Genomic DNA, 25,935 nt, shown 5'->3' with positions numbered 1-25,935 from the left:
GCAACTGTCAATGTCAAGTATTTTACTTGATATTGACAGCATTGACAGCATTTAAAGTATTCTACTTGATATTTCATGCTGTACAACTCCCGTCTATAATCAGCTAACAATCCCTGCTGCGTCTGACAGCATACATAATAATAGCTGCCGCATTAGATGCGTTGAGCGAATTGATGCTCCCCTTCATCGGAATCGAAATTGACAGGTCGCACTTCTCTCTGACGAGTCTGCTGATACCCTTCCCTTCATTTCCGATCACTAGCGCTATCGCACCCTTCATCACACCTTCAGTCTCATAATAAGCTTTTCCGTTCATATCTACAGCTGCTACCCAAACACCTTGTCGCTGCAGGTCCTCGATAGTCCGGCCTATGTTGGTTGCTCTGGCAACCGGCATGCGCTCCAGTGCCCCGGCCGACGTCTTCGCAACAGTACTTGTAAGACCACAGGCATTGCGCTTGGGGATTATAACTCCATGAGCATCGGCACACTCGGCAGTTCTGATAATCGCGCCCAGGTTGTGCGGATCGGATATTTCGTCCAGCACAAGTATGAACGGTGGTTCCTCGCTTTCATCTGCGCGCTTCAGGATTTTCTCGACTGTCGAGTATGAATACGCGGAAATCTCTGCAGCTAAACCTTGGTGCTTTTCACCGTGCGCCATACGATCCAGTACGATTCTTGGGACTGTATCCACTACTATGCCTGCATCCTTTGCCATGGCTCTAATCTTCACGACTGAACCTTCGGCTCCGGCAGCCATATAGATTCTCTCAATCTCTCTGCCGCTCTTGATTGCTTCCATAACGGGATTGCGGCCGGCTATAAGATTAGCGGCCGGAGTCCTCTGCTCCTCAGCAAAGCTGTCGCCACGGCTCTCCCATTCGTTGACATTAGATATGTTTCTATATGTATCGCGCAGGCGGCTGCTTGAATTTCTGCTGCGCTGCGAGCTATCATAACTGCTCATATTACCTCTACGCTGCGAACTGCCATAGCTATTTGCATTACCGTCACTACGCTTCGCTCTTGAAGAACAGCTGCGCGAGTCTCCTCGAAATTCATCTCCCGCCTTTCCATCATATGATCTAAATGCAGCCTTACCACGCTCTGCACGCCTCCGGTATACCCCGTGGGCATCGCGCCTATTCTTACCATGAGCACCGGTTTTCTTTTTATCTGATCTTGCCATTATTGATTCACGTCCTTCTAAATAATTGTTCGCCTAATTAGAATTGTACCGATATCTCCATACAGATAGACGGTTTCACCACATGGGGGGGCTTCGGGTAATCCGAGTAATTGGTCATCGGATACGGATTCAGATAAACTCTAAGAGCCTTGCGGATAACCTGCATGTTTGAAATAATCCGGCTTTAGACTCTCTCATACAAAGTGAACTCATAGTCTATGCCGTTCTCTCTATGCATCTCACTCTTCCACGTCTCTTTGAAATCACTGTCCTCATCGAGGTTAACCATGAATTTGTCGGCATGCAAATCCGCATGCATCTTGGTTACAAAACATTTATCGCAATACCTATAAAGCTTCTTGTAGATGCTCTCACCACCGATGATGAATATATGCTCCCGGTCGTATCGCTCAAGCTCCTTAAACAGCTCCTCCTCGCTGTGCACCGCAATGCATCTCTCAGCCGAAAATTCTCTATTGGAAGTAAGCACATAGTTGACACGTTTCGCCAGCCCTCTCTGCTTAGGAAGACTCTCGAGCGTCCTACGACCCATCACCACGACTCCGTCAGTCGTCTTTTCCTTAAAATACTGCATGTCGCCCGGAATAGATGCGAGCAAGCCGTTGTTGCAACCGATACCCCATTTTTCATCAACAGCTACTATTAGATTCATCATTCATTTCAGTTTATTATCGTTTAGTTTGACCATCACTATTATCTCAAGTCGAACAAGTCGAAAAACGGCGCTCCTTATCACCGCTCAATTCGGGCATTGCCGATGCCTCAAGTTATGTGGTTAATTTGTTTATCGCCGTTTAATCGGCTTCCGAATAGATTTACACGCTTAAATTGCCACAGGAATATTCTTCACCTGTGGATTTTTCCGGTAATCCTCGATGATCAGGTCATCTACTGTGAAATCATAGAAGTTCTTCACATCAGGATTTAGCGTCACCTTAGGCGCCGGATACTGCGGACGAGTAATCAGATCTTTTATGATATCGACATGTCTATCATAGATGTGCGCATCTGAAATCACGTGCACCAGCTCTCCGGCCTTGAGTTCGCTGACATTAGCGAACATCATCAGAAGCAGAGAGTACTGGACTACATTCCAGTTATTTGCAGTCAAAATATCCTGCGAGCGCTGGTTCAGAATGGCGTTCAGCGTATCGCCCTTTACGTTAAAGGTCATGCTGTATGCGCAAGGCTCGAGGTTCATCTCCGAGAGATCCGCAAAATTATACATGTTGGCCATGATCCTTCTAGAATAGCGGTCGTTTTTCAGCAGCCAGAGTATATTGTCAACCTGATCCATCTCGCCTTGCTTGAATTTGTACTTTACCCCAAGCTGATAGCCGTATGCCTTGCCTATAGTTCCGTCCTCGCCTGCCCACTCATCCCAGATGCGGCTGCCGAGATCCGAAATCCTGTTCGACTTCTTCTGCCATATCCAGAGCAGCTCGTCAAAAGCGAGCTTAATTGCCGTAGGTCTCACGGTAAGCGCCGGAAATTCATCCTGCAAATTATACCTATTCACCACGCCAAAATTCTTGATTGTGTGCGCAGGTGTTCCGTCCGGCCAGTGAGGCCTAACCTTCTGACCTTCTGTGCTGAAACCATGTGCAATTATATCCTCGCACATCTTAACAAACAGCTTATCCGCCTTACTCACTCTAATCCTCCTCAATAATTCGGACAGCCTCATGTATAACCTTTTCGAGTCTATCCTTATCTCCAACCAGATACAGCGCCCCAATGAGTGCTTCGAATCCTGTGGCCAGCTTGTATCTTCTAGGATCCGCATTCCTGGGTCTCGAAGTCGCCCTCTTGTTTCTGGCTCTCTTAACCAGCTTGCGCTCTTCTTCAGTCAAAAAATCCTTCATCATCGACTTGAGGGCCTTCGACTGCCCGTCTGACGACACGTAGGCAATTGCCCGCTTGTGAACCTTGCCAACATCACCCTTATTGCGCCCGATTAACAGCTCTCTTATCTGTAGCTCATAAACTGCGTCACCCATATAGGCGAGCGTCGTCGTATTCATACTCTTTATATCGTTATGCATCTGCTTTTATTATCTGAACCCCCTGAGGTGTGTCCTTAAGAATATATCCCATAGAGGAAAGCTGATCCCTGATTTCATCAGCTCTTGCCCAATCTTTCTCCTTGCGAGCCTGCTGTCTCTCATCAACAAGTCTCCGGATGTCATCTCCGATGGTATCATCTTGGCTTCTCTGCAGCACGCCGAGCACATCTGCCAGTTCTTGAATCATGGACAAAGCCTTATCCGCAAACTCTTTGGATGCTCCACCATCAATCTCGACGTTGATAGCCGAAACCAGTTCAAAGATAGCTCCGATTGCGCCTGCCGTGTTGAGGTCATCGCTCATGCACTCAATGAATTTATCCTTGTAGTCTTCAAATGACTTTGCTGTCTGCTCCTCCTTCTTCGTCATGCCGTCGTAACCGTTGCTCACGAGAAACTCGAGGGTCTCCTCGGCATTGACCAGCCTGTCGTATCCCTGCTTGACCTGCTTCATCCCCTCATCGCTGAAGTTAATCGGGCCTCTGTACTGAACGCTGAGCAGGAAGAATCTGATAAAGTCTCCGTCGTACTCCTTGCGGATATCTCTAACAGTAAAGAAGTTGTTGAGTGACTTGGACATCTTCTCTCCGTCTACCATGATGTAGCCGTTGTGCATCCAGTATTTTGCGAATGGTGCGCAGTTGCAAGCCTCGGACTGAGCTATCTCATTCTCGTGATGCGGGAACTTGAGATCCTGACCGCCTCCGTGAATATCGATTGTCGTACCGAGGTGCTTTTTGGACATTGTAGAACACTCGATATGCCACCCCGGTCTTCCCTTGCCCCAAGGAGACTCCCAGGCAATCTCGCCGTCAGCCTTCTGCGCTTTCCAGAGGGCAAAATCCAATGGATCCTTCTTGACCTCGCCTATTGCAATTCTAGCTCCGGACTCGAGGTCATCGATATTCTGACCCGAGAGCTTGCCGTACTCAGGGAATTTGCGAGTACTGTAATACACGTCGCCATCCGCCTCATAAGCGTAGCCCTTGTCAATCAGCGTGCCGATGAACTCGATGATATCCTCGATATGCTCGGAAACCTTAGGGTGCACGTCAGCCTTTATTACATTGAGAGCCTGCGCATCGTTGAAATATTCTTTGATGTACTTTTCCGATACCTCAAGCGCCGGCAGCTGCTCCTCCTTCGCCTTGTTGATAATCTTGTCATCTACATCCGTAAAGTTCTGCACGAACTTCACCTCGTAACCGATGTATTTAAAAAACCTGCGCAGCGTATCGAACACTACGAACGGTCTGGCATTACCTATATGAAAATAGTTGTAAACCGTAGGACCGCAAACGTAGATATTAACCTTGCCCTCATGGACAGGCATGAACTCCTCCTTGCGCCTGGTCATAGAGTTATAAATCTTCATTTCTTTCCTCCAATGAATCATGTCTCGACTTAATTCATCATTTCCCATTTGGGTATAATCGTTTAAATTATACACCAATGACAGCGCCTATGCACCCGATAATAACCAGCACAAGCATCGGGTTTACCTTGAATTTCTGAATCAGCAGAATTGTCAGTCCGACAAGGATTACAGCTATCGTGTCAATACGGATTCCGCAAACTGTGATGCTTAGGTCACTCAATACCGCGAAATTACCGCCAAGCGAATGTGTTGGCATCACTGCCGCTTCGCCTATCGTAAAGACTGAGCCGGCTATCAGTCCTACAGTTGCCGGTCTGATACCCTCCAGTGCACCTTTGACTGCCAGGCTTTCCTTATAGCGATTGACAGCGCCGGCTACGATTGCGATTATGATAAATGCCGGAGTTGCCACTCCCAGAGTAGCGAGGACAGCACCAAAATATCCGCCGACCTCATATCCTACATATGTCGCTGAATTGACTGCAATTGGTCCCGGTGTAACCTGAGCGATGGCCACGATGTTCGCAAACTGTTCCTGCGACATATTTGCAAACTCTCTGATGCTATCGTATATGAGCCGTATGATTGCCAGCCCGCCACCAAATCCGAATAGCCCTATCTTGAAGAAGGCATAGTAAAGCTTAACAAGCAGCATTATCTATCACCTCCTCTGTGATCTGAATTATCCAAGCTTCCCGGATTAGATGTGTACACACGGATTACTCCGAGAACCAGGAACAATACGATAATGTAGACTACATTTATCTTAAACACGGCTATGAGCACAAAGCTGCTTACAGCACCGACTGCGCTGAACCAATCCTTAACAACACCTTTAGCCACCTGATAGACGGCTATCAGGATCAATCCGAGAGCTGCTGCTCTCAACCCTCCGAGTGCACCCTGCACATATGAATTGCCATCGATAAAATTCATCACCTTGGCGATAATAACGATTATTACAAACGAAGGCAAAATCACACCTAATGTAGCAACAAAGGATCCAAGCAGCTTGCGCTTCTTGAATCCCACATAAGTTGCCATATTGATGGCAATGACACCGGGTAAGCCCTGACATATGGCGATGATATCAATCATCTCATCTTCAGTAAACCACTTCTTGTCCTTGACCATAATATCAGAGAGGATGGGAATCATAGCGACCCCACCCCCTATCGTGAATAAACCCAGTTTGAAAAATGTAACGAACAGTTCCAGCATTTTTCTTCCCCAATACTTGTGTTTATTTCTCAAAATGCACTCGTGATCCCCTGACTTGATTACATTCCGAAGATTTCATCATCCACGAGCTTAGCAGCTGCTGCAATTGCATCAGCTGCAGACATAACCTCGTTGTCCTCTTCACGTCTCAGCTTATACTCAACTTTTCCGTCCTTGGCGAGCTTTCCGACTGTAATTCTGATTGGAATACCAAGCAAGTCAGCGTCGTTAAACTTAACGCCGACTCTCTCGTCCCTATCATCGACGATTACTTCAACGCGTTTAGTCTCGAGTTCAGCTTCAATCTTATTTGCAATCTCCATCTGAGTCTCATCCTTAGGATTGATTACAGTAACAATGACGTGGTATGGAGCTACGGATACAGGCCAGATGATACCCTTATCATCGTGACTCTGCTCTACGACAGCCTGCATGGTCCTCGTGACGCCGACTCCGTAGCATCCCATCCAGTAGATCTGATCCTCTCCGTTCTCGTCCTTGTATGTTGCGTTCATAGACTCGGAATACTTGGTTCCGAGCTTGAATATCTGACCAACCTCAATGCCTCTCGTGTGCTTGATTGGAGCTCCGCAGTGAGGGCATGGGTCCCCTTCCTTGAGAGTCTTGATATCTGTAACGATGTCACCGGTGAAATCTCTACCGTAACATACGCCCGTCATGTGGTGGTCTTCCTTGTTGGCTCCTGCAACCATATTCTTGGTACCGACCAGCTCGCTGTCAACGACAATCTTGCAGTTGTGAATTCCAACAGGTCCTGTAAATCCACCTACGATACCTGTAATCGGCCCCATATCATCCTCGTCTGCAAACTCGATATAGTGCTCGGGAATTCCGAGGGCATTGACCAGCTTAATCATATTGACGTCTCTATCGCCTCGGATAAACACGCAAACATAATCCGCCGGATTGAGATCCTTATCGAAGGTAGTGAACATCAGAGCCTTGATAGTCTTCTTTTCGTCTACCCCGAGATAATCGCATACATCTTTAATGGTCTTGGTTCCGGGTGTGTAAACATCCTTGAGCGGCTGCTCCGGTTCGTCAACCGGCTTGTCATCCACACACTCCGCCCTTTCTATTGTAGCTGCCATATCACATTTCTCGCAATATGCAATCTCACTCTCACCGACATTAGACAGAGCTGAAAATTCGTGGGAGTTGCTGCCGCCGATAGGGCCGTTATCAGCCTCAACTGTTCTGAAATCCAGACCGCATCTGGTAAAGGTCCTTACGTAAGCATCGTACTGAAGCCTGTATGCAGCTTCAAGGTCTTCGGGTGTCCTGTCAAACGAGTAAGCATCCTTCATGATGAACTCACGCGATCTCATCAACCCATATCTAGGACGGGCTTCATCACGATACTTGAATTGGATATGGTACAGCTGAAGGGGCAGCTCTCTATACGAGGAGATCTCCTGCCTAACTATATTTGTACACAATTCCTCACATGTAGGAACGAGACAGAAATCTCTACCATTCCTATCTTTGATTCTCCACAGCTCCGGTCCGTATGCGTACCACCTGCCGGACTCCTTCCAGAGCTCGGAAGGATTTACGTGAGGCATATGGAGTTCCTGACAGCCGATCCTGTCCTGCTCCTGCCTGACGATCTCCTCGATTTTTCTGATTGTTCTCCATCCAAATGGCATGAAGGTGTATATGCCGGCAGCTTCCTTCTTGATGAGATTAGCCCTGATCATCAGCTTGTGACTGACTAACTCTGCTTCGTTTGGTGCTTCGCGGAGTGTCTTGAGGTGTAGTCTCGATAATTTCATTGTTAAAATCTCCCTTCTATTGTGCAAACAGCCTGCGCTGCAATGCCTTCTTCTCTTCCTGTAAATCCAAGCTTCTCTGTAGTTGTAGCTTTTACGTTTACGGCGCTCGGCGGCATCTCGAGTGCCTCGGCTATAGTCTCCCGCATCTTGTCAATATATGGTGCCAGCTTAGGTCTCTCAGCAATAATCGTGATATCGACATTACCAATGCTGATATCCCCGACCTTGCTTTTAACCTCACGCAGCAATCCAATGCTGTCTGCCCCCTTATATCTGTCGTCTGTATCCGGAAAATGCTGTCCTATATCGCCTAGGCCTGCCGCTCCTAATATCGCGTCCATCAGTGCATGTGTTGCCACATCTGCATCAGAATGGCCGACGAGCCCCTTATTGCTCGGGAGAGGGACCCCGCATAGTATAAGTCTATGCCCTTCAGCGAGTCTATGCACATCATATCCAGTGCCCACTCGTATTCCCATAGGGATGTCCTTTCCGGTAGTAATCTTGGCATTGGCATAATCACCTTCAACAAGCGCTATGCTCATGCCAAAATACTCCGCAATAGAGGCATCATCAGTTCCGACGTAGCCGTCACCCCTTGCCTTATCATAAGCAGCAATCAAACTGCCTAAACGGAATGTCTGCGGCGTCTGAACCATGACCACTCTATCTCTTTCAATAGATTTACTGTTAATTATAGGATAATCGGTTATTGATGACAAGCCGTCAAAAAATTCACTTGCAGGCTTTTCCGTCATCCTGAGTGAGTCTATTGCAGGTACAACAGTGCATACAGCATCATTGCTCAGCATAGCCGCAATATTACGATCGATAACCTCTCCGGTGATATCCGCGCGCGCCGCATCGTGGATGAGCACTATGGCGTCCTGCCCGCTCTCGTGCACATATCTCGAGATGTTCTTCAAGCCGTTATACACCGACTCTCCTCTGGAATTTCCGCCATACGAGCAGCGAACAGGTGTGCCATACGCGTGCTCCAGCCTGTACGCTATCTTAAGGAATATCGTATCGTATTCTCTATCCTGTGGTATGAGGATAAAAACAGCGTCTATTCCCTCATGCTCTGCAAATACAGAGGCGGTGCGCTCCAGAACTGTTGTACCCCCGTAACTGAGCAACTGCTTGGGAAGCCTGCTGCTCATCCTGGTGCCCTTACCGGCAGCGGCAATAAGCGCTATATGCAGCTCTCTATCCCCTGTATCTGCGCTGCCGTTATAGGTGTTAATCCGTGAATGCATTTCTTTCATACGTATAGTTATTTATTATCGAAGCGACATAAGGCTCCTCTTTACCCGGTTGACTACATTTATCTCTAATTATCGCATTCCGAGTTGATGCGTGCAAATATCATTTTACCTGCCGCTGTCTGTATCACGCTTGTAACCGTCGCTGCCACGTTTTGCGCAATATGGTCGGCCCCGTCCTCTACGACAATCATAGTTCCGTCATCCAGATAGCCAATACCTTGCTCGCGATCCTTGCCTCGCTTAACTACGTCGACAAGCATCTTTTCACCGGGTATGACGATAGGCTTAATAGCATTTGCAAGCTCATTAATATTGAGCACCTTAATGTCGTTGATGGTTGCAACCTTGTTGAGGTTGAAGTCAGTCGTAATGAGATTCGCTCCCAGCTCCCCGGCCAGCTTGATCAGCTTAACATCCACCTCCGGAATGTCTTCAAGATATCTGAGCTTTGGCGAGTTGTTATATACCTCTACATTGAACTCGTCTCGAATCTGATTGAGAATGTCGAGTCCGCGTCTGCCACGCACTCGCTTAAGCGCATCGCCTGAATCGGCGATATGTCTGAGTTCATCCAGTACAAAGTTGGGAATTATAATTTTACCCTCGATAAATCCGGCTCTCATTATATCGAGAATCCTGCCATCGATGATGACGCTGGTATCGATGACCTTAGGGGTACCGACATGCGTCCTGTCATGCCCGCGCCAAGTGAGATTCTCAAAGAGCTTGTGGTTTCCCTTAACCTTGGCAGCAGCAACTGCATACCCTAAATATCCGAGTATAAAGTATAGTATAACTGTTACCACTGAATACCACAGCGGCGGCAATAGCGACCTGTAGCTCATGGATATTATCAGCGCTATGACGAGTCCGATTATCACGCCTAACGCTCCGACGAGAATACTCTCGATCGATACATCCTTGAGATCACGTTCAATATTGGATGATGTCTTCTTCAATCGTTTCATAAGTGCCGGTGTAAAAATTCTGAAAATAAGTCCAAATATAATTACAAAAAGTACGAAGATACTACAATCAGCAGTATTTGACACCCTGACCTCATTGAATGATATGTCTTCAAGCCGCATCTGCACCACGCAGTAGAACAATCCGCCTATAATTCCGCCTACTACGAATAGCAGAACTGCATAAATCTTTTTAAACAATCCAACCCTCCTTTCTGCCAAAAAATAAACAATGTGGAATAATAATAAAGGGTACTCGCGGTCACACGGCTAGACACACAAGCACCCTAATCGGCTAAATGTTAGCTTCTACCAGCTTATCGGCCTCATCCAGCGTCAGTCCTCCGGCAAGTACCAGTTCGCTTTCGAGAATCTGCTTTGCATTGCCGAGAAGCTTCTTCTCTCCCGTCGACAGTTTTTTGACCCTGTCGCTGCGAACGAGATTTCTAACAACTCCAGCTACTTCGTATATATCGCCGGTTCTGAGTCTCTCAGTGTTCTCTCTGAACCTTCTGTTCCAGTTGTTCGACATCTTATCCGACTCGCCGCCCAGAACATTGAGCACCTCATCGATGTCGTCCTCGCAAATAATAGCGCGCACCCCGACCTTATCCGAATTCTCGACGGGTACCATCACATGCATCTTGCTGTATGGAAGGCTTACATGATAATAGCTGCAGCACTCACCGAGAACTTCTTTTTCCTCAATCTCTGTAATAACACCTGCTCCGTGCATTGGATAAGCGATGCTGTCCCCGATATTGAACACGATTAGCCTCCTTCCTTCACTATTACATACTAAGATTATAATATAATTGCATTTTTTAAGCAACAGATAAATTATTAAGGTTAGCATGTTCAATTCCGGATGTCAATGATATTTATATAATTAGTTAATAATCAGCGGCCTAGGTTATCCTGCAGCTTGCTTGGCGTACTGAGGTACCTATTAATCAGCCTTTTGCCTCCCTCAACTTATATGAATTTCAATTACCTTTGAAGTGAATTCAATCATCTGCTTATGCTCCAAGGTCAATTCCCTGTCAAGTTCAAGCTTCAATATGCTAAGCAGACTCTCAGCTCCGTTTTCGTCACAATGCTTGAGCACTATGATATATTCGTAATTCGTATTTTTTATTACTACATCATTCATTCTGACGTTATTTAGCAGAAGCTTTTCAAAGGTTTCCGCACAACGGTTCATTCCGCAGGCAGGCATGGAAGCCAAACAAGTTTTGTTACACAAATTTATACTGATAACCGCCGCCAATTTTTCTTTTTTCTTCTCAAGGATATACGCGTCCTTAGATAAATTCAGTATTTCATACACAAGATTGTCGTACTCTGTTTCCACAGTTCTACCGCTTGATTCAATCAGGCTTTTCAAATACCTCATTTGACCGGAAATTTCTGTCTCTTCATCATTGTACAGATAACGAAGTGCTTCTTCGTACATCTGAGAAGCATGTGTGAATTTTTTCTGTTTTATCAGAGCGTATATTAGCCAATAGTGGAACTCTTCCTCCATCGTATCGATTTTGAGAAAATTCCGAGTGATATCTACAATTTCTGTATAATCATTCCGCTGTTTAAGAATGTTGCAATACGAAGTCACAAAGCGGACAAATTTGTTATGATAGTACACCCTCATGTACATAACCCAATAGAAGTCGTCACACTCTGTCATGAATTTACCTTTATACGCATCCAGCAGACACTCAAGCCTACCTGAATCGAGCTGTATATCCGTTCCGGCGTTACCCTTTTCCAGTATGTCGGTATCCAGTAATACATCTATATCAGGATTCCAGTGATAGCCTTCAAAATCGGTGATAAGGAATTCATCATGAGGCCAGTACTTTCGCAGCAACACACGCAAACGATATACGAGGCTCTTTAAGCTCCCCTTGTGATTCTCAAGTTCTTCCATCCCCCAGATATTCTGGATTATTTCCCATGATGTTGTTTTCCGATTATGGTGGTACAGAACATATGACATCAGCTTAAGCAGCATGGGTGATGAAATATCGCTTGATGTAATCGTTATTCCCTTATAATCAATTTGAAAGGAACCCAGCATTAGCACCTTCATTATTCCGTCTTCTATTCGATCTGTCATCATACATCGCCTTGTTTGCTTATTCTATCTTTGTAATATCAGCATTCTACAAACGTTGCGTACGTGCCTACGCTTGCAAATGATTAAACATTGTTCAAATGTTCAATGCAGCTCTTGGATCTCAAATATCGAATGTCGTGTTGCTCAGGCAACAGCTGTATCCTAAATATCAACTGTCATGTCGTGCAGATAACAACTTTATCCGACATACTCAAAAAAGGGGATCAGAGCTTCAACCTCTACCCCCTTTGACAGTATACCATATACGAGCGGTGAAAAGTCATCAACACAGACATTGCACACGCTATGTAATATTCTTACTTATGCACCTGTTGTTACCGCGTGTATAGTCTACCGAAACACACGTTATGTAATATTCTTATTTCTGCACTCGTCTGCGCATATATACTGCAGCAAGCACCGAAGCAACTGATGCGGTCAGAACCGTGATAGGTACGGACAATGAATTATCATCCCCGGTCTTTGGCGACTTAGGCTTTTTCTCGGGAGTGTTGAACATCACCACGTGATCCTTCTGTCCTGCAACAAACTCTATTTGTTCACGACTGATTCGGAAGCCCTTAGGCGCTACAAGCTCGCTGAGGATATACTTTCTTCCGTTTACCAGATTGCTGATAATATGAGGAGTATCTGTAGATGTCCATTCATCCACAAGGATTCCGCTCTCAGCATCAATAACTCTCATCTTCGCTCCCGGAAGCTCCTTTTTATTAGTTATATCCTGCTTGCTTATCCTCACCCCGTTAAATCTGAGCCAGGTCGCCTGAAACTGCGTTACAGCTGTCTTGTCCTCTACTATCTTCAGGGTTCCTATATCCTGCTTATTTCTGACTGTCTTTACTACAATTGGTTGATATTTAAAGTTTTTGCCAATTTCTCCGGTGTTATATATTCCGGTTACACCAGGTTCTGCCTCAAGATGGAAGATCTCACCTGCAGACAGCGTCACCTTGCCTGTAAGAACGTTTCCATCTTTCTTAACAGCTTTGACACCCTTCGGCAAATTAAAGGAAAGCTTTTGACCTTCAGATCCCTTGATTTCATTATCCTCGGTTACCTGCACCTTTCTCTTTGCATCCCATGTTGTTTTAAGGGATTTCTTTGTAAACCGGGTAATCTCGCTTGGCGGCATCGGCTTGCTTTCAAGGAATGCCTTGAACTCCTTGACTCCGGGAACCGTATCATAATTCTTGGCATTGCCATAAAGGTCACTCAGTGTAAGAGAGGTAATAACTACACCCTTAGCTTCATCACCGCCAAAGCCATCCCACGGCTCTGCGCCATATTGTCCATAATAAAGAGCTTTTGCAATATTTGAGTTGTTGTAGATTTCCTCACCTAACGGATCGGTACCGGACGGATCACCGTTATGGGCTTCTAAGCAGAAGCACTTATATTGACCTTTATAGATGAATATACTTGCACGGTATCCACTATAGCTTCCGATGTTCTTGGAAACAATATCATTAGCATCCGCATTGACATGCCCCGGCATCATAGCCGCAGAAACTGTCAGAAGCAATGCCATAATCGCAAGAACGACAAGAAAATGCTTCCCGTTCTTTGTGTCTGCACCAAACTTGGATCGAGTCATATAAACCTCCTATTTGTGTTAATAAAGTGTGTTTATGTCTATTGTCGGATAAACTTAACACATCGAGGTCACATGACGGTCACATGAAGCCGAACAGCAGAGATTTATTTATAGAAGTTTCATTATCCTGACCACAGGGAATTCATCGGATAGCTTTGGTAATTTATAGCAGCTGTTCTGCTGCAAATGATACCTCTTCGAAAAAGTTAAATCCGATCGACCGTATCAATCATTCATAACTCTCTGACTTATTGACATTTAAAAGCTATATTACTATGATACAAGAGAATTATCTTTTACACTTTCATCGAACAAAGGAGAATGAATATGGCTTTACTAATTATTCTTGCACTGCTAATCCTTATTCTGATCTCATGCATCAGAATAGTTCCTCAGGAACACGCATATGTCGTCGAACGACTAGGTAAATATCTATGCACATGGCATGCCGGTCTCCACCTCAAAATGCCTGTTATCGATCATATTATCAACAGGATCTCTCTAAAGGAGCAGGTGCTTGATTTCCCTCCACAGCCTGTAATAACGAAGGACAATGTGTCTGTTCGAGTTGATTCGGTAGTATTTGCAAAAGTATTTGATCCCAAGCTGTATACTTACGGAGTAGAAGATCCTATCGCAGGTTTGCAGAACTTATCTGCGACTTCGTTAAGAAGCATCATCGGAGGTATGGAGCTTGATACCACTCTCTCATCCAGGGAACAGATCAATGAAGATATGGAAGTAATCCTCGATAAAGCAACAGATGCGTGGGGACTTAAAGTCAATAGAGTCGAGCTGAAGAATATTATCCCTCCGGAGGAAATTGAAGAGGTTATGACTAAGCAGATGAGAGCTGAACGAGAACGACGTCAAACAGTGCTTGAAGCTCAGGCGCACAAGGAATCTGTAGTATCACGTGCTGAAGGCGATAAAGAGGCTAAGGTTCTTGCCGCAGAGGCTGAAAAAGAAGCTCGTATTGCGCTGGCACTGGGAGAATCCGAATCCATAAGACTGGTATATGAAGCTCAGGCGCAAGGTCTCGAGAAACTCAAGGAAGCAAATGTCAATGAAAGTGTATTGAAGCTGAAAGGACTTGAAGCGCTGAGGGATATAGCAGACGGACGTTCAACTAAGATATTTATGCCTACCGATTTAGCCGGAATCGTATCGTCACTTGGTGTAGCGGCCGAATCACTGGGTATAGGTGATCATATTGAGATCGACAAATCCGAGAAACCCGGAAAAGGCAGCTACGAAGATCATTCCATACGACCAACCTCTTCGAAGGTTACCAAGGAAGTATCCGGTACTAATGCCAATATTGAGGTAGATCTTGAAAACAGAAGAAAGGATATAATATAATATTCAATTCCATTCATTGTTGTCATGTCGTGCCATATCACTTGTTGGCACTCAATATCCTTAAATGAAACAATGAATCAATCATCCAATATCCCTTAATACGCAAACTATATGAGGGCAAGTCAAGACCATTGGATAAGAATGTTTGATTAATCGTTCCTATCATCCCGTCTGTTTTTATTGCTAATTCTGCATGTCATAAATTAGTAAATACGGCACTAGCAAACACTGCTCTCCATTTTCCGAAGGGCTGTGTATGATGGATTCCCGTTATTTCGTTTCCGTGTCTGCTTCTTTTTTGATCAAAAAGAGATTGCCACGCGCCGCTGATCCGAATCGTCGTTGTCCCTCTGTATTACGGTAATGGCATCGCTTAAGCTTCTGAGTGAATCGTCCGTTTCATTCTCAGGCAGAGAGGCCAGCAGCGTTCTGCGTATTGCCGTTAAGCCCTCACCCATCGTGTCATGCCATTTTGTTTTGAAGAAGAGGAGCTCTTCCTCTTTGGCAAGCTGACCGACATTCTCTCTGAGACGCCTGTTTTGGACAGACATTATCCTCAGCTCTTCATTTTGAGCATCCAGTTCCTTCTTTCGGCGAACAAGTTTGGTGACATCGTAGAAGTACGCAACCCGAAACCGCTCGCCTGCTGCTGTAACGAGTTCATCCTCGACATAGCGGCAGGCAGATCCGTCCGGCAAGCGGTAAACATCCTCCGTTTCCTTCCAATCCGATCTCCCCTCGAGCATGTCCGAAAGCTCTTCAAAGGTCATCAGCACCTTGCCGCACACGATCTCGGAGATCTCCGCCATCCGGCGATTGATCAGCATAGATACGCCATTTTGCCGGAAGTAGCCCAACCCCATCGGAATCTCATCAATCGCTTCCTTGATACTGCTTTCCGTCACCTTCCTTTTATCCCTCGTGTGGCAAAGCAGAATAGCGTATGCACCCCCGAGAAAGATGACGGCGGTGATGAGCCAGAGCCCAGCGATCGGCAGCGGAGCCTTGTGGCCCTGCCAGTTTATGGCATCCTGCGGAACGATATGGTCGTCCAAAAGCACCGAATATACGCCAAGCGTAAGCATCAAACCGGCAGCGCAGGCGATGACGCCACTTTTGCTGTGTTTTCCGAGAATAAGCTTCCACATCAGAACTACCAACATCAGTATCGTAACCATTAGAAATAGCATATAAGAAAAGCGCATCGGATAATCGCATTCGTAAAACAGCGTCATAGCCTTCCGCCTCCCTTCGGGACAGACAGGGAAACGATCCATGTATCGTCGTCCCTTGCAACGTTTACCTCTTTCGGGAAAACGGCGGCTGACAGGTCCCGCGATGAAACGATGCTGTAAATCGCGCGGATATTTTCGCCGTCCTCTCTGATGCGCAAAAATACAAAGCTAATATCCGGCAGGGCGGCTTCTATGGCGGATTCATAGCTGTCATAAAGGCACATAGCGGATTGGGTGGGCAGCGCCGTTTCGTCCGAAAGCGCATAATCCATGCAGCAGTCGGCTTTTAAAAGCTCCGCGTTTCCGAGAGATTCATTAAAACAAAGCTTAAGCTCCTGCGCCGTCACTCTGTCGCCGTCTCCTACGAAGATAAGATTTCCTTTTCTCTTGATATACGCGCACAGCACGGCAGCTGTGGCAAGCAGCTCCTTCTTTCTGCTCTTCTCCGACTCACTAAAATATGCGTCAAGCGTTTCATGCAGTAGCTTATTCTGCTTTGCCGTAGCCTGCCAAGACGCATCGTAAAGGCGGTTTTTCTCCTGCGCCTTGGACATGGCAAGCTCCGTTTTGCGGGTTTCCATCTCCGGTTCGTTTTTGTAGGACAGCTCATCTCTGTTTTGTTCAAGCTCAGCAAGAACCGATGCAAGGGCAGAAATATCCTCCATCCAGACCACATGACCGGGATGGAGACGGCATCCCTTCAAGAGCGTATGCCCGTCTGTTTGGAGAACGCCATCTTCCGTCTTTTTGAGAAGCTCGGTGCCCGGCGGCATCGCGCCGCCCGAAGAATAGCGGATGTTCCAGTCGTCATCCATAATGAATATTTCCTTGTCGGTAGCTTCAAATATTTTTGCGTACCCCGTGTTGGTGGGTATCATCCCCGATGCGATACACGCCTGCATCAACCCTACAGAAGCCATGCAGAAAAAGCTTGTGTAGTCGCTGGAGACAAGCTTCCACGTTTTCGGAAAGAAAAAGATTAAGACAATGTATATGGCAATGACAAGCAGCATAAGAAGCGGCAGAAGCGAAACCTGCGGCTTTTTCGGGACCTTTGCACGAGACGAGACGGTGAACATTGCCATAAGCGTCAGCAGCGCAATCCACGCCATCACGACAAAGTATCCGGGACCATGGGAATACGGCTCGCCGATGCTTGTCCAAAACAGCCTGTGCAGCGGACTGATTGATGCGGCGCTCTGATATACCCTATTTGTAGGAAGTTTCCAGTATGGAGAGATAACCTTTCATGCGCTCTCCATCACACCATCGGACTAATCTACACAACAATATAGAATATGTTATATGCTAATATCCGCGGTTTTTCAAGAATCCGGCGTGAATTGTTCTTGAACATTTTCTTATAGGCTTGGAGAATGCAGGGTGTTCACAGTAAGGTAGTACCAAACAAGATGCCTCTATACTCTTAATAAAGGTTCTTAAATGAAATTTAAATGGTTAAAAAAATAATTAAGTTAAACTAATGAAATAATTCTTGATTCCATGTAAAATTGGAGGTTAATGTCTTCTCAGCTACGAGAAATCATTACTCTCCGGTTTCATTTAGACTCCAATCTATGGAACAGCTTTTAAGACCACACCTCAAAAAACGTTATGGACCCGAAGAAAATTATGCACCCGAAAAGGCGATCAAATCTACTTCGATCGCCTTTTCGTCTGCTGTTCTTGTGCCGTTCTTGTTTGGTCGGTTCAGGATGTCAGATTCCGCTCTGATATTTCAGGTCTTTAATCTGTCACCGCCTGCGGCTAATTCCTTATGCGTCTCCTTGAAACTAGCAGTCCTATAACCGCCGCTGCAGAGATAAGCATCACTGCCAGATAAGCGATGAATCTGTTCGCATCTCCTGTCTTAGGTCTCGTAATCTCCTTAGGTGTATGGCTGTTGGTGATGATGATGTTACCATGATCCTTATCATCCACGCTCACCGTATAACCCGAAGGACTTCCTTCCTCCTTAACGGTATACTTTATATCCTTTCCCTTAGCCTTCTTAGGAAGCCTGTTCCATGTATAGCTCCAATTGCTTCCTGCCTTAAGCTCAACAGCTTCTCCCTTCTTCTCTCCGTTCGCATAGAGCTGTACTTTGATACGTTCAGGTCTTATTCTATCCTTATCGTTGCTGTCGTTCCATCTCTTGGTTACTGTTACAGAGGTTTCCTCAGGAGTATAGCTATTTTTGATATCATAGCCTTCTATCTCGGTATTGTAGTCATCTACGGTATTTTCCGTTACAGTGTACTTAATCACCCTTCCGTTTTCATACTTCGGAAGATCGGTAAAGCTGTATTTCCAGTCGGTAGCTGCTGTAGCCTTAACCTCCTTCACCTTCCTGCCGTCAGCCAGAAGATTTACCGTAATTGACTCCGGACGTTTTCCATCTTGATTATCATTATCACTCCATGTCTTCTGTCCTTCCACTTTGGTCTTCTCAGGTACATGCTTGTTAGTGATGATTATATTGCCCTGGCTGTCTTCACCATACGATGTGGTGTAATTATCTACTTCCCCTACTTCTTTTACCGTATACTTTATAGGTATTCCTGCTGCGTTCTTTGGAAGCTTTGCCCATGTATGAGTCCAACTATTTCCTTCGTTGAGCGTTACTTCTTCTCCTACTTTTTTATCATTTCCATACAGCTGCACCTTGATGCTGCTTGGACGCTTTCCGTCCTGGTTATCTGCATCTTCCCAGCTCTTAGTTACGGTTACACTTGTTTTTCCGGGCGTGTAGCTATTGGTGATCTTATAACCTTCGATTTTAGTGGTATAGTCTTTTACCTCATTCTCTGTTACGGTGTACGTTATCTCCTGACCGTCCTTGTACTTGTCAAGGTCGGTAAAGCTGTATTTCCAGTTAGTATCTTTAGTAACCTTAGCTTCCTTTACTTTCTTTCCGTTTGCAAGAAGATTTACCGTTATTTCATTTGGTCTCTTTCCGTCCTGATCATTTGCGTCATCCCAGGTTTTCTCACCTTCTACTTTAGTCTTTTCAGGTTCTCTTGTATTTGTTACCTTGAATCCGTTTTCTGCCGAACCTGTGGTAACGCTGGTGTAACCGTTTTCAACTTTAACTTCCTTTATCGTGTAATTTATCTTCTTGTCACCTTTATATTCGTCAAGGTTCTTGAAGCTATCTGTCCAGTTATTATCTTTTGTCAAAGTTAGCGTCTTCCCTGCTACTTCCTGTCCGTCTGCCAGAAGCTGAATTTTTATACTATCCGGGCGTTTTCCGTCCTGGTTATCTCCATCTTTCCATATCTTGGTTACAGGAATATTTACCTTGCTTCTCTTATTTTTTCCTGTCCAGAACAGTGCTTCTCCCGCCACTACAGTCACTTCATGCTCTGTAGGGTCGAGGACATATCCAACAGGGGCCTTTGTTTCTTTGATTTTATACTTTCCGGGTTTTAATTTATTTGAGACAGCCTCTCCCTGAGCATTTGTTGTCAGAGTAAAGTGTGAACCATCTGCAACATTAGTAATCTTGAATTCAGCGTTAGGCAGTCTTATTTCATTATTTTCTTCGTCAATCTTAATGATTTTGATCTTCTGAATTAGGTCGCCCTGTCCACTACCGCCTGCTTGGGAGTTCACCCAATAACTGTCCGATTCGTAGTTATTCCCCTTACTTTGAAAATAAGATTTGTTTTTTAACATAAGCTGAGGAATATATGTGGATTTATATCCCATTCTAAACTGCTTGCCTTTTGTATTGCCAAGCAGTTTGCTGAATTCAAATTCAAATTTTGTCTTACCGTTAGAAAACGTTAAATATTTCTTTAAATCGTTATAGGTATATGTCTTAACAACCTTTGTTACACAACCATAGGCATCCATCTCCACTTCCTTCAACTCAAAACTTTCAGGAAGATAATGGATTCCCGGTGGAAGATTTCCGGAACTGACAAAGAGTTCGTCTCTTATTACCACATTGGAGAAATCTCCTTTTTTGTGGTTGATACGAAGTACCCACTGTGCCTGATTTTCGTTACCGTTTACTTTTTCTCCCCACTTAGTGAATACTTCATCGTTAAGCGTCGGTTTTGGTCCTATGTTAATATCAACTTGTGTAGAAACTCCTCCGATGCTTACAACTATGGTGTTTTGTCCGCCGGCATTAATATTATGATGTGCAAAGGTCGCTTCTAAAAATAAGTTCCCTCTTATATTATCCTTCCCCTCTACATACTTCGTAAAGGTGACCTTTACCGTACCGCCGCCTGCTTCGCCTTTAGAGTCCACATGCGCATTGGCTATTACGGTATTTGTACCCGGTACATAGAGTGGAAAATTCACATATGGACCATCTTTCGGAAATATAAATTGCTTAGGCAACGTAATAGTAAAATAGTCGTTTTCCTTTAATTCAGCTCCGTACATGCTGGCATCCCAATCCATGTCCAAACGGAACTTATTCCAGTATCCAAGTGGCTGTCCCGGAGGTATAGTGCCACCATTATGGTCTTTGATTTCAAACCTGGTAATCTTTGTTTTTACACGGTCAACTCCGGTTCCCCCAAACACTTCGTTTCCGGTAAAAAATCCTGAAAAACCGCTAATTAGAAGCATTAGCGACAGAAACAGGGTACTTACCTTCTTTGCTCTTATTCTCATTTCCTTCTTTTCCTTTCCTAAAATTTCATGTCAACTAAACTGAAACTTTGCCGACACATATTAAGTAATATAAGATTATCTTACTCCTCTATTCACATCAATATACCACACTAAAAGAACATAAGTCCACATTTATTTATTTTTTTATAATTCAGACTTCCGTCTTGTTTGCAATAATTTATTTTGCAATTCACCATTTCATAATTCACATTGCTAAATTACTTCAAAAAAGCTAATTACTGACCCTCTTATTGTTATATATAAACATGATGCCGGATGCACCTATAATTATTCCATATCCGATGAAGCTCAAATGATCAGGAATCTGTCCCCGTACGAAGAACGACAGCACCGTTGCAAAAATTATCTGTGAATAATCGTATATTGAAATCTCCTTTGCCGGGGCATGGGAGTAAGCCATGGTAATGAAAAACTGTCCCCCTTCAGCTGCCACACCTGCCATAATCAAAATAACCGTCTGCATGATTGTCATCGGTGCAAAGTTCATCACAATAAAGGGCAGAGATATCAAGCATGAAAAACCTGAAAAGAAAAGAACTATAAACGATCCGCTGATGCCCTACAGTCCCAGTTTTCTAACGCATGTATATGCAATCCCCGCACACAGTCCGCGAAAAGTCCCACAAGAGAAGGAATCAGAGGCATGCCGGAGGCACCGGGTTTTATTACGAAAAGGGTTCCCACAAAAGCCATGAACACGCAAAAGACCTGAAAAGGCTTCATCTTCTCCTTGAGCAGAATATAGGAAAACAGTATCACAAAAAATGGCGAAAGTTTATTTAATATTGACGCATCACTTACCACAAGGTTGTCAACGGCATAAAAGTTTGCAAATATACCTGCCGTCCAAAAAAAGGCCTTGCCATAAGGTCAATCCAACCTCTGCCCTTTGGAAAAACAATTTTTTCACGATTTTTCATTAAAATCCCACAGGCAACGAAAAAAGCAATTAAGTTTCTAAAAAACGCCTTTTGTATAACAGGAAGGTCTCCGCCCTTGATATACAAGGCGATTACTTTTTCGTTTGTTTCATCCTGCAAATCTCGTCCTCCTTTCTTCGCTTCTTGCGGCTATATCAATATAAATCCGTACCAAAAGCCCGTTTAAGTCATCGGTACGGATGCCTGTAAGGTGCCAGTTATCGCTGTATTCCATTCGTGTGGGCTTCCATTTGCCACGGGTAAATACCGCCAGACAGTCCCCGCAGGGGAACCCACCGTAATAATCGGCGATGTCAAAACGGATGTCATAGCGGTCGCGATATTCATCAAAGATAAGGGTTCCCTGTTTCATAAGTTTTCTCCTTTAGAAGTCATTTCTTCCGTACATATCGTGATTAACAAGAGCGGTGTAATAGTTTCCGATTGTGTACGGAGCGTTAAAAAGCACCGCCTTTAGATACTGCTTGATGTTTCTTACCTTTGTGGTGTTTTCCTGCATACAGTCAAGGACAAATTCAATATGGCTGCTGTCAAGCTTCATGAATTTTGCCTTTACATGCTCCGCAGAGTATTCATCACCTGCAATCAGGATTTTCTTTCTTTTGCTGCATACAGTTTCAAGAATAAGGTCAAGGATTGCATCGATGCGATCACGGTCAAGGCGTTTTGTGCTTATGAGGTGTTCATACTCGATATTGTCCTTGATAATTTCCTCATAGATTTTGTATGCGTCTTTCTGTTCCGTTCCGTTCTTTTCGGGTAATGGATCCCACTCACTCAAAGGAGAGGGGTCAGGTGAAAGGATGGGAATGGAATCGGTATTTAATATATCTTTATTTATTTCTTCTTTTTTTGATAGATCAGTTTTTTGTATATCTTTATTTAATTGCGTTGGATTTTCCAATGTAGGTAGATCCGATGCAGGTGGCTGCTCATAGATCACGTAGTCTGCGCCTCGCAGCCGGCCTTTTTCGTCCCTTGTCTGGGAACGGACAATATATCCTACCTGTTCCAGCTCTTTTACCACTTCGCGTATCGCGTCGATCTTCTCCCGTTTGATATGAGACAGTCCCGCAAGGGTATAGTCCCAGTTTTCCGGAAGCGACAGCATTTGAGAAAGTAAGCCTTTCGCCTTTAGGGTCAGTTCCTTATTTCGCAGGTGGTGATTGCTCATGACGGTGTATCCCTTGTTTTTCTCTACTCTGAAAACTGCCATGATCTTAACTCCTTTCATTTTTTATTTGTTACGCAGTTAAAAGGCGATTTTGAGGAAAAAGGTATATTCCCTTTACTTTGTCAAAATCGTTCTCTGAAAGCCTTGTATTTCACCCTGATTTGCTTCTACTTCGTAACATGGGCATGAAAAAAGCGGTGTTCTTATGCTTCCTTTATAGAAGCGAAAGATCACCGCTTTTACGATTTCCTATTTAATTTTGATCCTTGCAACATGCCTTATGGCATCTGTGGTAAAACACCTTTGTTCGCAAGAGTTTTTACAGTACATCAAGGCTTTTTCCTCAAAAGTAGTAAATTGGTAGTAAATTCAATCCGTTCTCTTGCAAATATCCTTGTATTTCAAGGGGTTTGAGGGCTAATTATTACAGTTTATAAAAAATTCTTTAAGATAATTTTTTTCATTTATATGCCTCAATACATGACACAATATTAAGTTTAATAATTTATCCCCTCATCTCCGCAGATCTCTCCGTTGCCGCATTTGCTCCCTCCAGCACTGCGCTTCTGAAGTTATTAGCCTCTAGAGCACGTACTGCTGCGATAGTAGTTCCTGAAGGCGAGCACACCATATCCTTGAGCTCTCCCGGGTGCTTGCCGGTTTCCATGACCATCTTGGCTGATCCATATACTGTCTGAGCTGCAAATTCATACGCCTGTCTTCTAGGCATTCCACCAACAACTGCTGCGTCAGCTAGCGCCTCTATGAACAGGAACACATATGCCGGACCGCTGCCGCTGATACCCGTCACTACATCAAACAGACTCTCCTGCACTACCTCAGTCTTGCCGAACGCAGAAAGTATGCTAACTGCCAGCTTCGCTTCATCTTCAGTTACGTATTCATTAGGGCACGCAGCGGACATACCCGCACCTACCTGAGACGGAGTATTCGGCATAACGCGCACAATCTTGACAGCCTTGTCATCAAAAGCCTTCTTGAGATAATCCAAGGTTATGCCTGCGCCTATCGAGATGAATAGCTGATCAGCCTTGACATGCTCCTTGATCTCAGCAATTACAGGGGCGTAGTGCTGTGGCTTGACCGAAAGGAAGACCACGTCGCACTTGTCTATTACCTCCAGGTTATCGGCTGTAACCTCTATACCATTCTGCTCTTTAGTTCTGTTTCTTCCGCATTCAGTAGGAGCTGCACCGATAATATCATCCGCCTGACATAAACCGGACTTGATGATACCACCTATCATTGCATTAGCCATAACTCCTGATCCGATAAACCCTATTTTCATCTTTCCTCCTCGCTTATACCGACATACAGATTGACGCGATCTCATTTATAGCCTTACAGTCGCGTCAATCTGTACAAGATCTTAATTGTATGCAGCTTCTGATCCCTTGATTGTCTATATGATATCAACGATGATCTATAGCTCCGATTTATAACCTTGATTATTGCACTCGTTCTTTAATCGCCGTTTTAATTTGTGTAGTTATCAAAGTACCCCTGAATATACACGACCGGCGTACCCTTATCTCCCGAGCCGCTCGTCAGATCGCAGAGCGAGCCTATCAGATCAGTGAGCCTGCGCGGCGTGGTTCCTTCTGTCTCCATCCGACCCACCAGGTTATCGTCCTTCTCCTTGATTCTTGCCGAGATAGCATCTCGCAATGCTTCGCCGCTGAGCTCCTTGAAATCATTATCAGCCAGATACTTGAGCTTAAGCTCATTAGGCGTGCCTTCAAGCCCCGGCGTATATGCCGGCGATACCACCGGATCGGCGAGCTCCCAGATCTGTCCGACAGGATCCTTAAAAGCCCCATCTCCATAGATCATCACTTCCACGCACTTGCCGGTCTTGTCCAGAATAGCCTTCTGGATATCCAGTACAATTGGCTCGCACTCATCAGGGAATAGCTTGACACTATCCTCTGTGCTCTTATTGGAACCGAGCAGTCCATACTTGCGGTTACATCCGCTGCCATCGACCGGTTCTGTGAGAATCTCATCCAATCCAATCACAGTTGCCCCTGCATCCCTGAGTATACGGCGAGTGCGCTTCCTGGTATGAATATCGCAGTTTATCACCTTATCGGTGTACTGCAGAATTTCCGCAGCATGATTCGCAAGCACTACCTGCACCTCCGCTCCGGCGTCTTCTATAACCTCACTGTAGTACGCCAGATAATCAACTCCTGTAAAAGGGTGCTTGTTCGCCCCGAACAGCCCACGATATTCCGCCAGAGTCATCACCTTAGTGTATGGATCTATTCCGGCCTCGTCGAGCTGATCCTCGGTTAGCAGCTGATTGCCGACCTCATCGCACGGAAACGACAGCATAAGGACTACCTTCTTGGCACCCATAGCTATGCCGCGCAGGCACGTCGCAAATCTGTTTCTCGACAGTATCGGGAAGATGACGCCGATGGTATCTCCTCCCAGCTTATCCTGCACATCCCTGGCGATAGCCTCCACACTTGCGTAATTGCCTTGGCTTCTAGCCACTACAGACTCGGTGACAGCTATTATGTCTCTGTCTCTCACCTCGTAGCCTTCAGCCTCTGCCGCTTCGAGCACTGATCTTACAACAATCTCAGCTATATCATCGCCTTCACGGATAATGGGGCATCTGATGCCTCTCGATATAGTACCAACTTTTCTTTCCATTGTTTCGTCTCCATCAATATTGGAAAATAACTTATCTGCACACCCCTAGCGCCCTTCTTGATTATAGCTTATCTGTTAAAATCTGAAATTTCAATACACATAATACAATTAGAGATTATTTATTTGTTAATTGGTGATTTATGTCCTTTTTATTGTATCTATAATTTTACGTCAGCTATATCAGCTATATGAGTAGAGCCTTGTAGGTTAAGAAGCATATAAAAATACCCGTCGGCAGGTA

At 45.0% G+C, this 25,935-nt stretch carries 24 protein-coding genes and 1 pseudogene; 1 reads left to right on the top strand and 24 read right to left on the bottom strand.

What is annotated here, in order from left to right:
- Positions 1 to 103: 103 nt before the first annotated feature.
- The 14 genes and pseudogenes from rlmB to HMPREF0581_RS01685 form a co-directional block, all read right to left on the bottom strand.
- Positions 104 to 1,192 (bottom strand): 23S rRNA (guanosine(2251)-2'-O)-methyltransferase RlmB, encoded by a 1,089-nt coding sequence (gene rlmB, locus HMPREF0581_RS01745; protein WP_242835183.1) that lies wholly within the window; start codon positions 1,190 to 1,192, stop codon positions 104 to 106.
- A gap of 184 nt (positions 1,193 to 1,376) precedes the next feature.
- Entirely contained in the window at positions 1,377 to 1,868 is a 492-nt protein-coding gene (locus HMPREF0581_RS01740) for a dihydrofolate reductase (protein ID WP_242835182.1), read from the bottom strand.
- A 168-nt stretch (positions 1,869 to 2,036) separates the two neighbouring features.
- Complete coding sequence (gene thyA, locus HMPREF0581_RS01735; RefSeq protein WP_036379766.1) at positions 2,037 to 2,867, bottom strand: thymidylate synthase; 831 nt, start codon at positions 2,865 to 2,867, stop codon at positions 2,037 to 2,039.
- 1 nt (position 2,868) lies between these two features.
- Positions 2,869 to 3,258 (bottom strand): Mini-ribonuclease 3, encoded by a 390-nt coding sequence (locus HMPREF0581_RS01730; protein ID WP_036379763.1) that lies wholly within the window; start codon positions 3,256 to 3,258, stop codon positions 2,869 to 2,871.
- Positions 3,251 to 4,654, bottom strand: a complete 1,404-nt coding sequence (cysS, locus tag HMPREF0581_RS01725) for a cysteine--tRNA ligase (protein ID WP_036379761.1) — start codon at positions 4,652 to 4,654, stop codon at positions 3,251 to 3,253. Before cysS ends, HMPREF0581_RS01730 begins: the two co-directional genes overlap by 8 nt.
- A gap of 67 nt (positions 4,655 to 4,721) precedes the next feature.
- Complete coding sequence (locus HMPREF0581_RS01720) at positions 4,722 to 5,312, bottom strand: chromate transporter (protein WP_009643589.1); 591 nt, start codon at positions 5,310 to 5,312, stop codon at positions 4,722 to 4,724.
- On the bottom strand, positions 5,312 to 5,878 hold the full coding sequence (locus tag HMPREF0581_RS01715; protein ID WP_051426886.1) for a chromate transporter: 567 nt from the start codon (positions 5,876 to 5,878) through the stop codon (positions 5,312 to 5,314). Before HMPREF0581_RS01715 ends, HMPREF0581_RS01720 begins: the two co-directional genes overlap by 1 nt.
- A 59-nt stretch (positions 5,879 to 5,937) precedes the next feature.
- Positions 5,938 to 7,674, bottom strand: coding sequence for a proline--tRNA ligase (locus HMPREF0581_RS01710; RefSeq protein ID WP_036379757.1), 1,737 nt, complete (start codon positions 7,672 to 7,674; stop codon positions 5,938 to 5,940).
- 2 nt (positions 7,675 to 7,676) lie between these two features.
- Entirely contained in the window at positions 7,677 to 8,147 is a 471-nt protein-coding gene (ispF, locus tag HMPREF0581_RS09040; protein ID WP_334290775.1) for a 2-C-methyl-D-erythritol 2,4-cyclodiphosphate synthase, read from the bottom strand.
- 21 nt (positions 8,148 to 8,168) lie between these two features.
- Positions 8,169 to 8,933 (bottom strand): annotated as a pseudogene (locus tag HMPREF0581_RS09035) (IspD/TarI family cytidylyltransferase); the annotation flags it as partial.
- Positions 8,934 to 9,007: 74 nt separating this feature from the next.
- The gene (locus HMPREF0581_RS01700; protein WP_009643578.1) at positions 9,008 to 10,108 is read right to left on the bottom strand and encodes a PIN/TRAM domain-containing protein; all 1,101 of its coding nucleotides are present in this window, start codon (positions 10,106 to 10,108) and stop codon (positions 9,008 to 9,010) included.
- Between the two features lie 94 nt (positions 10,109 to 10,202).
- Positions 10,203 to 10,676, bottom strand: coding sequence for a CarD family transcriptional regulator (locus HMPREF0581_RS01695; RefSeq protein ID WP_009643581.1), 474 nt, complete (start codon positions 10,674 to 10,676; stop codon positions 10,203 to 10,205).
- 201 nt (positions 10,677 to 10,877) lie between these two features.
- On the bottom strand, positions 10,878 to 12,029 hold the full coding sequence (locus HMPREF0581_RS01690; protein ID WP_084645306.1) for an AfsR/SARP family transcriptional regulator: 1,152 nt from the start codon (positions 12,027 to 12,029) through the stop codon (positions 10,878 to 10,880).
- 376 nt (positions 12,030 to 12,405) lie between these two features.
- The gene (locus HMPREF0581_RS01685; protein WP_036379752.1) at positions 12,406 to 13,641 is read right to left on the bottom strand and encodes a prealbumin-like fold domain-containing protein; all 1,236 of its coding nucleotides are present in this window, start codon (positions 13,639 to 13,641) and stop codon (positions 12,406 to 12,408) included.
- Positions 13,642 to 13,968: 327 nt separating this feature from the next.
- On the opposite strand from HMPREF0581_RS01685, the gene HMPREF0581_RS01680 reads away from it, so the two are divergent.
- Positions 13,969 to 15,003: an SPFH domain-containing protein gene (locus tag HMPREF0581_RS01680; protein WP_009643588.1), complete on the top strand. Its 1,035-nt coding sequence runs from the start codon at positions 13,969 to 13,971 to the stop codon at positions 15,001 to 15,003.
- A 302-nt stretch (positions 15,004 to 15,305) separates the two neighbouring features.
- Here HMPREF0581_RS01680 and HMPREF0581_RS01675 read toward each other — a convergent pair whose 3' ends face one another.
- The 10 genes from HMPREF0581_RS01675 to HMPREF0581_RS01640 all read right to left on the bottom strand — a co-directional run bounded on the left by HMPREF0581_RS01675 (position 15,306) and on the right by HMPREF0581_RS01640 (position 25,694).
- Positions 15,306 to 16,238, bottom strand: coding sequence for a hypothetical protein (locus HMPREF0581_RS01675; protein WP_036379749.1), 933 nt, complete (start codon positions 16,236 to 16,238; stop codon positions 15,306 to 15,308).
- A complete protein-coding gene (locus HMPREF0581_RS01670; protein WP_169731138.1) occupies positions 16,235 to 17,323 on the bottom strand; it encodes a hypothetical protein in 1,089 nt (362 codons plus the stop codon). Before HMPREF0581_RS01670 ends, HMPREF0581_RS01675 begins: the two co-directional genes overlap by 4 nt.
- Positions 17,324 to 18,005: 682 nt before the next feature.
- Positions 18,006 to 20,873: a Cna B-type domain-containing protein gene (locus tag HMPREF0581_RS08225; protein WP_051426884.1), complete on the bottom strand. Its 2,868-nt coding sequence runs from the start codon at positions 20,871 to 20,873 to the stop codon at positions 18,006 to 18,008.
- 232 nt (positions 20,874 to 21,105) lie between these two features.
- A complete protein-coding gene (locus HMPREF0581_RS08880; RefSeq protein WP_242835181.1) occupies positions 21,106 to 21,357 on the bottom strand; it encodes a hypothetical protein in 252 nt (83 codons plus the stop codon).
- Positions 21,358 to 21,431: 74 nt separating this feature from the next.
- Entirely contained in the window at positions 21,432 to 21,698 is a 267-nt protein-coding gene (locus HMPREF0581_RS09075) for an EamA family transporter (protein WP_242822279.1), read from the bottom strand.
- Complete coding sequence (locus tag HMPREF0581_RS08210; RefSeq protein WP_009644052.1) at positions 21,692 to 21,934, bottom strand: hypothetical protein; 243 nt, start codon at positions 21,932 to 21,934, stop codon at positions 21,692 to 21,694. Before HMPREF0581_RS08210 ends, HMPREF0581_RS09075 begins: the two co-directional genes overlap by 7 nt.
- Positions 21,924 to 22,187 carry a DUF5348 domain-containing protein gene (locus HMPREF0581_RS01655; protein ID WP_051426882.1) on the bottom strand — a complete coding sequence of 88 codons (264 nt, stop codon included), beginning with the start codon at positions 22,185 to 22,187 and terminating at the stop codon, positions 21,924 to 21,926. The genes HMPREF0581_RS08210 and HMPREF0581_RS01655 overlap by 11 nt, the downstream gene beginning before the upstream one ends.
- A gap of 12 nt (positions 22,188 to 22,199) precedes the next feature.
- Positions 22,200 to 23,051 (bottom strand): DUF6017 domain-containing protein, encoded by an 852-nt coding sequence (locus HMPREF0581_RS01650; RefSeq protein WP_036379743.1) that lies wholly within the window; start codon positions 23,049 to 23,051, stop codon positions 22,200 to 22,202.
- Positions 23,052 to 23,514: 463 nt separating this feature from the next.
- The gene (gene proC / locus HMPREF0581_RS01645) at positions 23,515 to 24,318 is read right to left on the bottom strand and encodes a pyrroline-5-carboxylate reductase (RefSeq protein ID WP_036379741.1); all 804 of its coding nucleotides are present in this window, start codon (positions 24,316 to 24,318) and stop codon (positions 23,515 to 23,517) included.
- 188 nt (positions 24,319 to 24,506) lie between these two features.
- Positions 24,507 to 25,694 carry a coenzyme F420-0:L-glutamate ligase gene (locus HMPREF0581_RS01640; protein WP_036379739.1) on the bottom strand — a complete coding sequence of 396 codons (1,188 nt, stop codon included), beginning with the start codon at positions 25,692 to 25,694 and terminating at the stop codon, positions 24,507 to 24,509.
- Positions 25,695 to 25,935 lie beyond the last annotated feature (241 nt).

It is taken from the genome of Mogibacterium timidum ATCC 33093 (assembly GCF_000525775.1).
Taxonomy (GTDB): Bacteria; Bacillota; Clostridia; order Peptostreptococcales; family Anaerovoracaceae; genus Mogibacterium; species Mogibacterium timidum.
This window is presented reverse-complemented; position numbering and strand designations above follow the sequence as displayed.

Coding starts and splice junctions, on each gene's coding strand:
- HMPREF0581_RS08880 (WP_242835181.1), bottom strand. CDS start 21,357: ATGCAGACGGTTATTTTGATTATGGCAGGTGTGGCAGCTGAAGGGGGA.
- HMPREF0581_RS01730 (WP_036379763.1), bottom strand. CDS start 3,258: ATGCATAACGATATAAAGAGTATGAATACGACGACGCTCGCCTATATG.
- cysS (WP_036379761.1), bottom strand. CDS start 4,654: ATGAAGATTTATAACTCTATGACCAGGCGCAAGGAGGAGTTCATGCCT.
- rlmB (WP_242835183.1), bottom strand. CDS start 1,192: ATGGCAAGATCAGATAAAAAGAAAACCGGTGCTCATGGTAAGAATAGG.
- HMPREF0581_RS01640 (WP_036379739.1), bottom strand. CDS start 25,694: ATGGAAAGAAAAGTTGGTACTATATCGAGAGGCATCAGATGCCCCATT.
- HMPREF0581_RS01675 (WP_036379749.1), bottom strand. CDS start 16,238: ATGACGCTGTTTTACGAATGCGATTATCCGATGCGCTTTTCTTATATG.
- HMPREF0581_RS01655 (WP_051426882.1), bottom strand. CDS start 22,187: ATGAAACAGGGAACCCTTATCTTTGATGAATATCGCGACCGCTATGAC.
- HMPREF0581_RS01670 (WP_169731138.1), bottom strand. CDS start 17,323: ATGGCAATGTTCACCGTCTCGTCTCGTGCAAAGGTCCCGAAAAAGCCG.
- HMPREF0581_RS08225 (WP_051426884.1), bottom strand. CDS start 20,873: ATGAGAATAAGAGCAAAGAAGGTAAGTACCCTGTTTCTGTCGCTAATG.
- proC (WP_036379741.1), bottom strand. CDS start 24,318: ATGAAAATAGGGTTTATCGGATCAGGAGTTATGGCTAATGCAATGATA.
- HMPREF0581_RS01685 (WP_036379752.1), bottom strand. CDS start 13,641: ATGACTCGATCCAAGTTTGGTGCAGACACAAAGAACGGGAAGCATTTT.
- HMPREF0581_RS01715 (WP_051426886.1), bottom strand. CDS start 5,878: ATGCTGGAACTGTTCGTTACATTTTTCAAACTGGGTTTATTCACGATA.
- HMPREF0581_RS01650 (WP_036379743.1), bottom strand. CDS start 23,051: ATGGCAGTTTTCAGAGTAGAGAAAAACAAGGGATACACCGTCATGAGC.
- HMPREF0581_RS01720 (WP_009643589.1), bottom strand. CDS start 5,312: ATGCTGCTTGTTAAGCTTTACTATGCCTTCTTCAAGATAGGGCTATTC.
- HMPREF0581_RS01680 (WP_009643588.1), top strand. CDS start 13,969: ATGGCTTTACTAATTATTCTTGCACTGCTAATCCTTATTCTGATCTCA.
- HMPREF0581_RS01710 (WP_036379757.1), bottom strand. CDS start 7,674: ATGAAATTATCGAGACTACACCTCAAGACACTCCGCGAAGCACCAAAC.
- HMPREF0581_RS01740 (WP_242835182.1), bottom strand. CDS start 1,868: ATGATGAATCTAATAGTAGCTGTTGATGAAAAATGGGGTATCGGTTGC.
- HMPREF0581_RS01690 (WP_084645306.1), bottom strand. CDS start 12,029: ATGATGACAGATCGAATAGAAGACGGAATAATGAAGGTGCTAATGCTG.